Origin of the sequence: Chitinophaga pinensis DSM 2588, from assembly GCF_000024005.1 — a bacterium.
In the GTDB taxonomy this organism is placed as follows: Bacteria; Bacteroidota; Bacteroidia; order Chitinophagales; family Chitinophagaceae; genus Chitinophaga; species Chitinophaga pinensis.
Window position 1 is genome coordinate 4604205 of record NC_013132.1, and the last position, 13169, is coordinate 4617373.

Here is a 13169-nt window from a genome sequence, read left to right on the forward strand (position 1 = left end):
TGTATGCGTCATGTCGAAACATTTTTTCGGGGAACAGGGGGACCGCCGCAATTACCTGCCTCCTGACCAGTCAGGACTATCCCTTTTATGATTTGGAATCTGCTTTATCGTATTGATAACCAATATATAAGCTATAGATGACCCATAGATAACCCGTATATAACCCGTATATAACCCGTACCTATTAGAATGGGATATATACGGGTTATCTATGGGTCATCTACGAATTATCTATGGGTTACCTTTTATACACAATCGGTATTAATAGCCGAAGGCCCAAAACCGGAACAATCCCAGAAGGTTTCTGACAGAGGAACAACCTAATACCTATTATACTATCTTTGCATGTCATGAGTCAGCGGATATTTATTACCGGTATAGGGACCGGGGTGGGGAAAACAGTGACGGCCGCCTGCGTAGTGGAAGCGCTACAGGCAGATTACTGGAAACCAATACAGAGTGGGTTATCAGAAGGGACGGATACCGATACGGTGAAAAGTCTGATATCCAATCCTGTGACGGTTTGTCACCCGGAAGCATATCGCCTGGAAGCCCCGGCTTCGCCACACCTGGCGGCGAGAATGGAAAACATTCAGATCGACGTGGATAAGGTGGTGGCACAGGTAGGGGGAATGCAGCCTTCCGGACGACCTTTGGTGATTGAAGGCGCCGGCGGACTGATGGTACCGTTGACAGAGCAGATCTTTACTATTGACTTTATAGCGCAACTAAAAGCCAGCATCATTATCGTGAGCCAGAATTATCTGGGGAGTATCAATCACGCATTACTGACGGCACAGGTACTAAAACAACGTGGCATCCCTGTGTTAGGGTGGATTTTCAGCGGAGATTATCATACCAATGAGACGGAAGTGGTAGCTTGGAGCGGTTATCCGCAATTGGGAAGGATCCCTCACACTGCACTGATAGACAGGGCATTTGTGAAGGAACAGGCAGAAAAGTTATCTTTGGGGCAATTCTGATCCACTTGTTAACAAAAAAGGATATACGAAAGGAATACCTGGAAAAACGTTTGAACCTTCCGGACGATGTGATTGCCACCCTTAACAGGGAGTTACTGCAACAATGCAGGCTGCTGGATTACAGCAATTTTAACATGGCACACATTTTTCTTCCCATCACTGAAAAGAAAGAAGCGGACACACACGCACTGGTGGACTGGGCCAGGGAGGCTTATCCTGCTTTGCAATGGGCATTGTCCAGGTCGGATATGCGTAATGCAACGATGGAGCACTTCCTCTGGAAACCGGATACCGTGCTGGTAAAGAACGCTTACGGGATACCCGAACCCGCCGGAGGCGTTACACTGCCGCCTGCCGAAATGGACCTGGTATTCGTTCCTATGCTCGCTTTCGATAAAAAAGGACAGCGGGTCGGATACGGAAAAGGGATGTATGACCGTTTCCTGAAACAATGTTCGCCAACGGTGACTACTATCGGACTGTCGCTATTCGAACCGGTGGAAGCGATAGCCGATGCCGGCGAAAACGACGTACCACTAGATATGGTCGTGACGCCGCAAACAATTTACTATTTCAAAAAGAGCTAAAATGCTGAAACACCTGAAAGTCTTATTATACCCCTTTTCACTGCTGTATGGTCTGGTAATGTGGGTACGTAACCGCCTGTACGACAGTAACATGCTGACGGCGGTGGAGTTTGACCTGCCTGTGATAGCAGTGGGCAACCTGTCCGTAGGGGGGACCGGTAAGACGCCTCATGTGGAGTACCTCATTAAGCTCCTGAAAGATAATCACCAGGTAGCCACCCTCAGCCGGGGATACAACCGGCGTACCAGCGGTTACCTGTTGGCCGATACAACCAGTACCGCCGCCCAGCTGGGAGACGAACCGATGCAGTTCCATCAGAAATTTCCCGAAATAGCTGTCTGCGTAGGGGAAGAACGCATGCTGGCCATACCTCAGCTGCTGGGTGAACGGCCCGAAACGCAGGTTATATTGCTGGACGATGCTTTCCAGCACCGTTCTGTAAAACCGGGTCAGAACATCCTGATCACCGAATACGGACGCCGTTTCACCAAAGACCACGTAGTACCTTTCGGTCGCCTGCGCGAAGGCCGTAAGGGCTATGAAAGGGCTAATTGTATCATTGTGTCCAAGTGCCCGCCGCAACTGTCTGATACCGAGAAAGCCGCCATCCGGCAGGAGATTGCTCCTCTGCCGCATCAGCAACTGTTTTTTACTTCTCTGACCTATGGCGACTTATACGATATGTTCAGCGGCACACCGGTAGCAGCACCTGCCGATACCACCGTACTGCTTGTGTGCGGTATCGCAAGACCAGAGCCGCTTTTACAGCGATTAAAGGAAAGCTATAAAAGTGTGTTTCTACTCTCTTTCCCGGATCACTATTACTATTCCGTCCCTGATCTGGAGAAAATACACCGGGAACTGGAGAATCTGCCCGGGAGTAATAAACTGGTGGTAACAACTGAAAAAGACGCCGTCAGACTACAACTGCTGTCAGAACAGCTGCGTCCTTTGAATTTACCCATCGCCGTTATGCCGGTGGAAATATCTTTCCTCTTCGGGGAAGGAGATTCATTTAATAATTATATTTTTACTTACGTGGATCAGTTTGGAAGTAACCATGATTAAACGTTACGAGAATGACAAAAAAGAAAAAACCTCAAAAACACAGTAGCCAGAAGAAAACCTTCAGGGGTACTGTTCAGATAACCCGCTCCGGGATGTCCTTTGTAATTATCGAAGGACAGGAGAAGGATGTAATGGTCCGCCAGAAAAATCTCAACACCGCGCTTGACGGGGATGAAGTGCTTGTCGATGTCATCAAACAGGGCAAGAACGAAGGCCGTATGGAAGGTGTGATAACGGAGATCATTAAACGCAAAAAGATCGAATTCACCGGTAGTCTGCAGGTCAACAAAGGCTTTGCCTTCCTGATACCTGAGAAAGGGCTGTTCATGCCTGATATATATATTCCTGCCAATTCCCTGAAGGATGCGAAAAACGGCGATAAGGCTGTGGTGCGTGTAGTAGCCTGGGGCGAAAAGACCCGCAAGCCGGTAGGGGAAGTCGTGGAAGTGCTGGATGCCAGCAATACCAACGACCTGGCTATGAAAGAGATCCTGATTGAAAGCGGATTCCCGCTCAGTTTCCCGGACGAAGTGTTGAAAGAACTGAATGAGATCCAGGAGAACATTGATGCGGAAGAAGTAAAGAAACGTAAGGATTTTCGTAAGACCCTCACCTTCACCATTGACCCGGTGGATGCGAAGGATTTCGATGATGCCATTTCCATCCGCAAACTGCGTGGTAACTGGTACGAAGTAGGAGTGCATATCGCTGACGTCAGCCATTATGTGCAGCCGGATACCGCTCTCGATAAAGAGGCCGATAAACGTGCTACCTCTGTTTACCTGCCGGACCGCGTATTGCCGATGCTGCCGGAAAAGATCTCCAATGAGCTCTGTTCCCTGCGTCCGCATGAAGATAAACTGACTTTCTCTGCTGTGTTCAAGATGAATGACAAAGGAGAGATCAAGGAAAACTGGATCGGCCGTACCGTGATTCATTCCGATCACCGTTTCACTTACGAACAGGTGCAGGAGGTGATTGAAACAGGAGAGGGTCCTTATAAAGACGAGGTACTGTTGCTGAATAAGATCTCCCAGACACTGCGTAAGGTGCGTTTTGAGAATGGTGCGATCAACTTCTCCTCCCAGGAGGTTCGTTTCCAGCTGGATGAAAACGCGAAGCCGATAGGCATCGTGATCAAGGAAAGCAAGGAAGCGCATCAGCTGATCGAGGAACTGATGTTGCTGGCTAACAGAACCGTTGCGGAATATGTATATAATATCCGTATCGGTACTAATCAGCATGTGCCATTCCCATACCGTGTACACGATACACCGGACGAGGAAAAACTGAAAATGTTCTCCGCTTTTGCCCGTAAGTTCGGTCATAAGCTGGAAGTCGATAACCTGGAGAAACTGGCGCGCTCCTTCAACGAAATGTTGCAGCTGGCGCACGGTAAACCGGAACAGCATGTGCTGGAAACCCTGGGTATCCGTACAATGGCGAAAGCGGCTTATACGACAGATGATATCGGTCACTACGGACTGGGCTTCGAACACTATTGTCACTTTACTTCACCGATCCGTCGTTATCCGGACGTACTGGTACATCGTGTATTACAGCAATGCCTGTCCCACGATATCCATCCGGACAAACAGATGGAAAAGAAATGTAAGCACTCTTCCGAAATGGAACGTAAAGCCATGGAAGCGGAAAGAGCGGCTAACAAATACAAGCAGGTGGAATACATGCAGCAGTACATCGGAGAGGAATTCGACGGTGTGGTAAGCGGTGTAGCGCACTTCGGTTTCTGGGTGGAAACGGTAGATACCAAATGCGAAGGATTGGTAAGTATCCATAGCATGAGCACCAAAGACGAGTTTGTCTACGATGAGCAGGAATATTCCCTGGTGGGTTCGTTCACCGGCAGAAAGATCCGTATAGGTGATAAAGTGAGAATACAGGTAGTAGCTGCCAACCTGGTAAAACGCCAGCTGGACTATGACCTGGTAGAGCCGGAAGGCAGTGCTCCCGATATATTCGCCGGCGGAAGAGGAAGATCAGCACGTAAACCTGCTACCGACAAGAAAACCTCCAGAGCGCCGAAAGACAAAAAGAAAGAAACCAGTTCGAAGAAGAAACCTGCTTCCGGAAAGAAGCCAGGTTCCTCTTCCCGTAAAAAGTCATAATTTATATAACTTAGAGCCGTTTATAGATATCACACCATGCATTCATTCAAAGATTTAACCATTCAGTTTGGAGAACATTTCAGCAAGGAACATTTCCCGAAAGAGCCAAAGAAACTCTATGACGCCGCCAGTCATATATTAAATATAGGAGGCAAGCGTATAAGACCGATATTGTCTATTATGGGTAATGAACTGTTTGACGACATCCACCCGGATGCTTTTCATGTCGGTACCGCCGTTGAACTGTTCCATAACTTTACCCTGGTGCATGACGATATCATGGATAAAGCGCCGCTGCGTCGTAATCAGCCAACCGTGCATACGCTGTATGGCGATACGGCTGCTATCCTGGCCGGTGATGTGATGCTGATTAAAGTATATGAGTACCTGAACAAGGTGCAGCCACATTATAAGCAGAAGCTGATCACGGCGTTTAACAAAGCCGCTATTGAAGTGTGTGAAGGACAGCAGATCGATATGGACTTCGAAGACATGGAGCCTGAACAGGTGAAATACGATGACTATGTAAAGATGATCGCACTGAAAACGTCCGTATTGTTGGCTGCGAGTCTGCAGATGGGCGCCATCATCGGTGGCGGTAGCGACTACAATCAACAGCATATTTACGAGTTTGGGAAGAATATCGGTATTGCCTTTCAGATCCAGGATGACTACCTGGATGCCTTTGGCGATCCGGAGAAATTCGGTAAGCAGCAAGGGGGAGATATCCTGGTGAATAAAAAGACATTCCTGTTGCTGAAAGCGCTGGAACTCTGTAATCCGGCGCAGCATCAGAAACTGAAAGAGTTACTGGCGACCAGTCCGGATGACAAGGTGAATCAGGTACTGGAGTTGTTTCATGACTGTAAAGTAGATGCCTGGGCGGAAAAGGAAAAAGACCGTTTTCAGCAGCTGGCGTTTGAACACCTGGAGAGCATTGCGGTGCTTTCTTCGAGGAAGGCGCCGTTGGTTGAGCTGGCGAATTTCTTATTGAACAGGGAACACTAGTGAAAAATTAAAAATTAAGAATTAAAAATTAAGAATTAGCCATTAGCGGCTGACTTCTTTTGAAGATTCTGTTTAACAGTATTGAGTATTGAAACAATAAGACGTAAGATTTCCTCGCAATCTGCTAGGAGTGAATATGATAGCTTTTTGTCGAGGATTTCTCCGTCTTTTAATAGCCTCAACCAATATTTTGTTTCCCGGGCTTCTTTGTAGGCAATTTGGAGTTTGGAACAAAAATCTCTGTAAGAAGAGCCACCAAGTGCCTCTTCGATGTTAGCTCCGATTGAAGTACCGCTACGCATAATCTGATTGGCAAGCGGATATTCACCGTTATTTCTTAGGTGTTTCGATAACTTTAGTATTCTTAAACTAAAAGCATAGCTTTTCTCCTGGAGAACATTTTCTCTTTTCATACAAACAATGGATTTAGAATTTATTCAAGAAATATAAGGATTTTATTTTATCCCAAAGTTCAACTTCTTCTTCTATCGAATCGCGCCCCCAATTCTTAATCCTTAATTCTTAATTCTTAATTAATTTTTTCTATATTGCGCGCAATTGCATTAGACTAACGCTAAACCTGAACCTAATTACCTGATGTCCAAATCGCTTTTTCGTAAGAAATCTATTATCAGTATACTCAAAGATGCTCAAGATGGTTTAACGGATGCGCATGGAGGGGGAGAACTCAACAAGGTATTAAAGGTAAAGGACCTGACTGCACTGGGCATTGCCGCTGTTATCGGTGCAGGTATCTTCTCTACGATCGGTGAGGCGTCTTTTCATGGTGGTCCTGGTGTTTCCTTATTATTTATTATTACAGCCGTTACCTGCGGATTTTCGGCGCTCTGCTATGCAGAATTTGCATCCCGTGTACCGGTATCGGGCAGTGCATATACTTATTCTTATGTCACATTCGGAGAGATAGCCGCCTGGATCATAGGTTGGGCATTGATCCTTGAATATGCCATCGGGAATATTGCTGTGGCGATTTCCTGGAGTGGTTACTTTAACAATCTGCTGGCTGGGATTGGAAAAGGATTAGGTATAAATCTGTCGTTTCCGGAATGGCTGACCAGCAATTACGATAGTGCGTCGCCTGAACTGTATGCTGCTGCGCCGCATATATTTGGGTTGCCGGTGATCCTGAACCTGCCTGCATTTATTATTGTGGTGCTGGTGACTTACCTGGCTTTTGTAGGTATCAGGGAGAGCAAGCGCAGCGCCAATTTTATGGTGGGATTGAAGATACTGGTGATACTCTTTGTGATTGTTGTAGGTGCTTTCTTTGTAAATACAGACAACTGGACACCGTTTATGCCGAATGGCTTTTCGGGGGTACTGAAGGGCGTATCTGCGGTGTTCTTTGCTTACATTGGTTTTGATGCGATCAGTACGACTGCCGAGGAATGTGCGAATCCGCAACGCGATCTGCCGAAAGGGATGATCTACTCGCTGGTAATCTGTACCGTGTTGTATATTCTGATTGCCTTTGTACTGACGGGTATGGTGTCTTACTCACAGCTGAAAGTGGATGATCCGCTGGCATTTGTGTTTAACGCGGTAAACCTGCCTAAGGTGAGTTTCCTGATTTCCGTGAGTGCTGTAATTGCGACGACCAGCGTATTGCTGGTATTCCAGATCGGGCAGCCACGTATCTGGATGAGTATGAGTCGTGATGGTCTGTTACCAAAGCGTTTCAGTATTATTCATCCTAAGTTCAAAACGCCTTCCTTTGCAACGATTGTGACGGGTTTCCTGGTGGGGGTTCCTGCATTGTTTCTGAATCTGACGGTGGTGACTGACCTGACCAGTATCGGTACATTATTCGCCTTTATCCTTGTATGTGGTGGCGTGCTGTTGTTACCTAAACAGGAGAAGGATCCGCATTCAAAACGTTTCAGTCTGCCATATATCAATGGTCAGTTTATCGTACCGGCGATCATTATCATTTTTGCCTACATCTTCCGCAACGAACTGCCGCAGCGTTTCTCTTTTGCCGGTGGCTGGGATGTATGGAAACATAATATTCCTTTCTTCTTTTTTGCGGTGGCCGCGTTAGTATTTACGTTTCTTTCTTTCCGCCACAAATTGTCACTGATTCCTGTTTTAGGACTGCTGAGCTGTTTTTATCTGATGACTGAGATTGGTTTCAGGAACTGGGTAGTGTTTTCCATCTGGCTGCTGATCGGTCTGGTGATCTATTTTGGCTACAGCTACAGCAGGAGTAAGCTGGCACAAGCATAAGCATATCAATATTTTAGGAGATAGTTGCTTCCGTCATACAGACTATTGATTTAGTCAACTTTATTTCGTATATTCGGTTAGCTCTTTGATCCTAAAATCATGTTTTATGAATCTACTACAACGAATAGACCGTTGGGGTGAGACGCATCATCCGCGTTGGCTGGATGCTATACGTGTACTCCTGGGAGTCTTTTTATTCTACAAAGGGGTGGTTTTCATACAAAATATCGATGTTCTTAAATCTGTGATCAACGAAAATCCGGTCCTCACAGTAATGTCGTTCTGGCTTGCTCACTACATTGTCTTTGCTCATCTGGCTGGTGGAGTACTTATTATTTTCGGCTTACTTACACGCGTGGCTATTCTTGCCAACATTCCCATCTTAATCGGCGCCATCTTTTTTGTACATACCTCTACAGGGTTATTTAATGTACATGGTGAAGCCGGCCTTTCTATCCTTGTTCTGCTGTTACTTGTCTTCTTCCTTGTGGAGGGCAGCGGCCCCATTTCGTTTGACGAATATATGCGCCGTCACCCGGCATGAGTTTAATTAGGAATTAGGAATTATCAATTAAATAGTCAACGTGTTTGTGGTGGGTTAAATTTCACACTATGCAAGCATGGGGTATTGCATTGTGCTATTCTATGCATTTGATGTTGTCATTTAGTAGCCATTGATTAGGCCTCGCATTTATTGCTGATCAGTTTCTTAAGCTCACTAATACGTCTGCCAGTAAATGAATGGTCAGAACTTTTTCTTCAATTCCTAATTCCTAATTCGTAATTCCTAATTGATAGTTATCTTTGCTATTCGCGATGTGGACTGCTTTTTCATAACAGTTCCATAAAATTTGTATGACCATCGCGGCATTGCAAGTATGAAGTTTGAGATTGGCGATAAGATATTACTCCTGCATTCCAAAGAGGAGGGGACAGTCGTAGACATTATTAATAATGATATGGTGATGGTAGAAGTGGGAAAGGTAACTTTTCCTGTATACCTGGACCAGATCGATTTCCCGTATTTTCATCGCTTTACGAATCCGAAGCCGGCTCCGCCTCCACCACAACAGCGGATCCAGGGCTATGATATTAAGCCGGAAAAGAAGAAATACGAAGATAATATCCGTATGAGCAGAGGTATGTTCCTGTCCATCCTGCCGGTATTCCGGCTGGATGCCTATGAAGAGCATGTACAATCCCTGAAGTTTCACCTGCTCAACGAAACGAGCGAGGCATACCGTTTTAATTTTCAGGTATGGCTGCGCAATAGCATGGAAATGGAGATCCGCAATGAGATCCAGCCCTTCAGTAATTTTTATCTCTCCGATCTGATGTTTGAGTCGCTGAATGATAGTCCGCGGCTCGAATTTGTCTTTTTCCCGAAAGAGAAGAACGATAAACTGGCGCCTTCTTTCCCGAAAACATGGAAGCCCAAGGCGAAACAGCTGTTCTTACAGTTATCCGAGTTACAGGCAAGAAGAGATGCTACGCTTACCCAGGTGCTTTTCGAAAAGTATCCGGAAAAGAGTAAGAATGACAAGCCTTACTTCGATCCTTCCAGCGTTGGCGCCTTTGCTGCAGGCAATGCAGGCAGCGGACCTGCCGTACAGGTACAGCCTGAGGCGCCTCAGCAGCCTAAATACGAACTGGACCTGCATATCGAGCAACTGGTGAAAGAGTGGAAAGGACTGAAGAATATTGAGATTCTGGCGATACAGCTGAACGAATTTGTTCATTACATGGAACTGGCGATCGCACATCACCAGCACAGTATGATCGTTATTCACGGGGTCGGAAAAGGCAAACTGAAGGATGAAATACATGCCATTCTCAGGGATACTCCTGGGGTAGAAAGGTTTGTTAACGAATATCATCCCCGCTATGGCTATGGTGCTACTGAGATATTTTTCCGGCACTAGGCATATGCCAGGTTTTCTATTACATTTGCAGAAACTACAAACCGTGCTATCGCTTCCGCCGAAAGGCAGATGAGGAAAGTCCGGACAACATAGAGTAACGCACCACCTAACGGGTGGGGCTGCTTTGCTCTCTCTCAAAAGAGGGCTGAGCGGTACAGACAGTGCCACAGAAAATTACCGCCTGCTGTCTGCGCAAGCAGCGCAGGTAAGGGTGAAAATGTGGGGTAAGAGCCCACGTTCTGGTATGGCAACATATTGGGAGGGTAAACCTTGCGTGTTGAAATGCCATGTATACGGTCGCTTAGGGCTACTCGTCCGATGACCGAGGGTAGGCAGATACAGGTATCGTGTGAACGGTATCGAAGATAAATGATAGCGTCTCCTGCAAAGGAGAACAGAATCCGGCTTATAGGTTTGTAGTTTTTGTTTTTTATACATTGTGTGCTTATCAACCAAAGGCAACATCCCTAAAGACATAACCCGAATTATATACCCTTTATGAAACAACAAGAAGAAAGAAACTGGGCGCTCGCCATGCACCTGGCTGGTATCGCCGGTATGCTGTTCATTCCACCTGCAGGTAATATCATTGCAGCACTGGTATTGTGGCTGATTAAACGTAATGAATCCGAGTTTCTGAATGAAACCGGTAAAGAAGCGCTGAACTTTCAGATTACTCTGAGTATTATCAATGTAGGGCTTAATTTAATAGGGATGCTTAACCACTGGGAGTGGAGCTGGGGCAGACCAGGATTTAACTATTATTACTGGGATTTAAGGCACTTCTCACTGTTTCATGGTACGAGAGGGATTGTGATGGTGGTGAATATTGTGTTTTCGGCTATTGCGGCGTCGAAGGCGAGTAACGGAATATTTTATAAGTATCCGCTGAGTTGGAGATTGGTGAAATAAAGGTTTTTTTGATAAACAAAGAAGGGCGACCGCTATTCAACGGTCGCCCTTCTTTGTTTATCATTTCGTTCTATTTAATAACGAATATTCATATAGCCGATAACGATATGATTAGCCTTTCTTAATAGACTCCATCTTTGCTTTTTTCTTTTTCTTTGGATTTGTACCTTTTTCGGTATCGATCGTATCCGCCAGTTTCAGTGCTTCGTAAGCATTTACTAAGCCACCGGAGATAGACAGATCTGCGAAAGGCACTTTGGTATCGCCTGCACCTGGTTTATTTACTTCGGTCGTACCATCCGGTAATGGGGTGGATGATTTCACGAGGATATATTTCAGCTGCTGTGCGGTCAGGTTGGGATGGTAAGCCAGTACCAGTGCTGCTACACCGGCAACAACAGGAGCGGCCATACTTGTTCCGCTGGCGCTACCGTATTTATTACCGCCGGGAACAGTAGAGTAGATCTGTACACCGGGTGCGAAGACGTCTACGTTCTTTTTACCGTAGTTGGAGAAGCTGGCTACTTTGGAGCCTCTGCCATTGCTGCTGGCGCCAACGGTGATGTAGTTGTTTGCTCTTGGAGAATGATCTGCGAAATCAGGATTCGGGAAGTTGTCTACCACGTCGTTGTCACTACCATCGTTACCCGCGGCATGAATCAGCAATACGCCTTTTTCTTCTGCATATTTAACCGCTGCGTCTACCCAGTCTTTGTGAGGGGAGAAGCCTTTACCAAAACTCATATTCACCACACGTGCGCCGTTGTCTACCGCATAACGGATAGCGAGGGCGACGTCTTTATCACGTTCGTCACCATCAGGAACGGCTTTCACCATCATGATGCGTACGTTGTCATTGATACCGTCCATACCAACGCCATTGCCTCTTACAGCGGCGATGATACCGGAAACGTGAGTGCCATGGAAACCGAATTGTCCCATTACATCAGCGTTACCGTAGTATTTATCATTGATATCGTTGATGTTATCACCGATGATGTCTGCGCGTTTATCAGAAGGACCGTCACTTTCAGCAGCTTCCGCTTTACGTTTCAGGTCGGCGAGGTATTCATCAAACTCAGATTTCAGGTCAGAGTAGCTGATATTTTCTTCGCCGGTGTTCTGGAAGATACGCTGCATGAACTTCTTGGCGACCATTACGTCTGCATCAGCCGTCTGGATGCTGTCCAGTTTTGCGGCAGTGAAGTCATTTTGTTTCAGGTATCCTGTGAGCAGCGTTTCGCATTTGCGCAGACTTTCCTGCAATTTCAGCATGGTTTTGTAAGTGACTTTCGCTTCGTTAGCGGAAGGTTTCACTACTTTACCCTGCAATTTCTGCCAGTAAAGGTATTCCTTGGACTGTTTGTCCAGTGCGGAATCCGGGTTACCGTACAGGTTCTTATAGCGGTAGTATTCGCGGGTTGCCTCGTCAGAGTCTTCCTTTACGCTACGACCATCTTTGCCGCCGAGGAAATTCCAGCCATGAACGTCGTCCACATAGCCGTTTTTGTCGTCGTCAATACCATTGCCAGGGATCTCTTTCGGATTTACCCAAAGGATGGGTTTAAGATCTTCATGCAGGGTGTCAATACCTGAATCGATCACCGCTACCAGTACAGGGGTGCTTTTTCTTCCTTTTAGTAACTCGTTGTAGGCCTTCTCAACGCCGGTACCGTATACACTATCCTGTGCATAATTCAGCAAGTGCCAGTTTCTCGGAATCGCTGTGGTTTGGGCATAAGTCGGGTTAGCGGTTAGAGCAGCCATCAACACAACACCAGCCATGACTGCCATAGCTTTATTAGATTTCATCAGTCTGTTTTTTTCTCAATAAACTTTACAAATCAAAAACCAAATTAGGTTAAAGGTATGCAAAATGTCAGGGATCGGATTACGTAATATGATGAACGACAGAAACAATGTGCCAACAGCTAATTACCGGGATAGTCGTCTGCGTATGTATGGCAACAGCCTGGAAGTACCTGTAACTCAAGTCAGTCACCATTTACTGTTAATTTAACAATTAAAGGAATATGAGAGAAATTTTTTGCCGGTAAGGAGAATGTGTGTTGTCACGAAGGTCGCTACTACATTGAAATCAGTAAATCATATTACCGTTCGTCAAAAAAAATTTGCAAATACCACAAAAGTAGAATATGAATTTCCGGAAAAAAGTGTAATATTTAGAGCTGGAAGAGTACTTGATAACTTTCTATCAAGACTATTCTCATAAGCATGGTTTCCGTTTAACGAAAAAGCGAGGTTCTCTAACCTCGCTATTCTTTTGATCTACGTTGTCACTCACATGCAAT

At 45.9% G+C, this 13169-nt stretch carries 12 protein-coding genes and 1 other RNA gene; 11 read left to right on the forward strand and 2 right to left on the reverse strand.

Annotation, left to right across the window (positions count from 1 at the left end; translation table 11 throughout):
- The first annotated feature begins 350 nt into the window (after positions 1-350).
- The 5 genes from bioD to CPIN_RS18230 are packed head-to-tail and all read left to right on the forward strand — an operon-like array spanning position 351 to position 5776.
- Positions 351-983 (forward strand): dethiobiotin synthase, encoded by a 633-nt coding sequence (gene bioD, locus CPIN_RS18210; RefSeq protein WP_012791303.1) that lies wholly within the window; start codon positions 351-353, stop codon positions 981-983.
- Between the two features lie 5 nt (positions 984-988).
- Positions 989-1570 (forward strand): 5-formyltetrahydrofolate cyclo-ligase, encoded by a 582-nt coding sequence (locus CPIN_RS18215; protein ID WP_012791304.1) that lies wholly within the window; start codon positions 989-991, stop codon positions 1568-1570.
- A 1-nt stretch (position 1571) separates the two neighbouring features.
- The gene (gene lpxK / locus CPIN_RS18220) at positions 1572-2639 is read left to right on the forward strand and encodes a tetraacyldisaccharide 4'-kinase (RefSeq protein ID WP_012791305.1); all 1068 of its coding nucleotides are present in this window, start codon (positions 1572-1574) and stop codon (positions 2637-2639) included.
- 11 nt (positions 2640-2650) lie between these two features.
- Positions 2651-4768 carry a ribonuclease R gene (rnr, locus tag CPIN_RS18225; RefSeq protein ID WP_012791306.1) on the forward strand — a complete coding sequence of 706 codons (2118 nt, stop codon included), beginning with the start codon at positions 2651-2653 and terminating at the stop codon, positions 4766-4768.
- 36 nt (positions 4769-4804) lie between these two features.
- Positions 4805-5776 carry a polyprenyl synthetase family protein gene (locus CPIN_RS18230; protein ID WP_012791307.1) on the forward strand — a complete coding sequence of 324 codons (972 nt, stop codon included), beginning with the start codon at positions 4805-4807 and terminating at the stop codon, positions 5774-5776.
- Between the two features lie 35 nt (positions 5777-5811).
- On the opposite strand, the gene CPIN_RS18235 is transcribed toward CPIN_RS18230, so the two are convergent.
- Positions 5812-6189 carry a four helix bundle protein gene (locus CPIN_RS18235; protein WP_012791308.1) on the reverse strand — a complete coding sequence of 126 codons (378 nt, stop codon included), beginning with the start codon at positions 6187-6189 and terminating at the stop codon, positions 5812-5814.
- Positions 6190-6373: 184 nt separating this feature from the next.
- On the opposite strand from CPIN_RS18235, the gene CPIN_RS18240 reads away from it, so the two are divergent.
- The 5 genes from CPIN_RS18240 to CPIN_RS18255 all read left to right on the forward strand — a co-directional run bounded on the left by CPIN_RS18240 (position 6374) and on the right by CPIN_RS18255 (position 10857).
- Complete coding sequence (locus tag CPIN_RS18240; protein WP_012791309.1) at positions 6374-8023, forward strand: amino acid permease; 1650 nt, start codon at positions 6374-6376, stop codon at positions 8021-8023.
- Between the two features lie 106 nt (positions 8024-8129).
- The gene (locus tag CPIN_RS18245; RefSeq protein WP_012791310.1) at positions 8130-8567 is read left to right on the forward strand and encodes a DoxX family protein; all 438 of its coding nucleotides are present in this window, start codon (positions 8130-8132) and stop codon (positions 8565-8567) included.
- A gap of 334 nt (positions 8568-8901) precedes the next feature.
- Positions 8902-9945, forward strand: a complete 1044-nt coding sequence (locus CPIN_RS18250) for a Smr/MutS family protein (RefSeq protein ID WP_012791311.1) — start codon at positions 8902-8904, stop codon at positions 9943-9945.
- 33 nt (positions 9946-9978) lie between these two features.
- Positions 9979-10370, forward strand: an RNA gene (rnpB, locus tag CPIN_RS37380) — RNase P RNA component class A.
- Positions 10371-10443: 73 nt separating this feature from the next.
- On the forward strand, positions 10444-10857 hold the full coding sequence (locus CPIN_RS18255; protein ID WP_012791312.1) for a DUF4870 domain-containing protein: 414 nt from the start codon (positions 10444-10446) through the stop codon (positions 10855-10857).
- Positions 10858-10968: 111 nt separating this feature from the next.
- Here CPIN_RS18255 and CPIN_RS18260 read toward each other — a convergent pair whose 3' ends face one another.
- On the reverse strand, positions 10969-12669 hold the full coding sequence (locus CPIN_RS18260) for a S8 family serine peptidase (protein WP_012791313.1): 1701 nt from the start codon (positions 12667-12669) through the stop codon (positions 10969-10971).
- A gap of 64 nt (positions 12670-12733) precedes the next feature.
- Here CPIN_RS18260 and CPIN_RS39000 point away from each other — a divergent pair, with 64 nt between their 5' ends.
- Positions 12734-12877 (forward strand): hypothetical protein, encoded by a 144-nt coding sequence (locus tag CPIN_RS39000; RefSeq protein WP_012791314.1) that lies wholly within the window; start codon positions 12734-12736, stop codon positions 12875-12877.
- Positions 12878-13169: the final 292 nt, after the last annotated feature.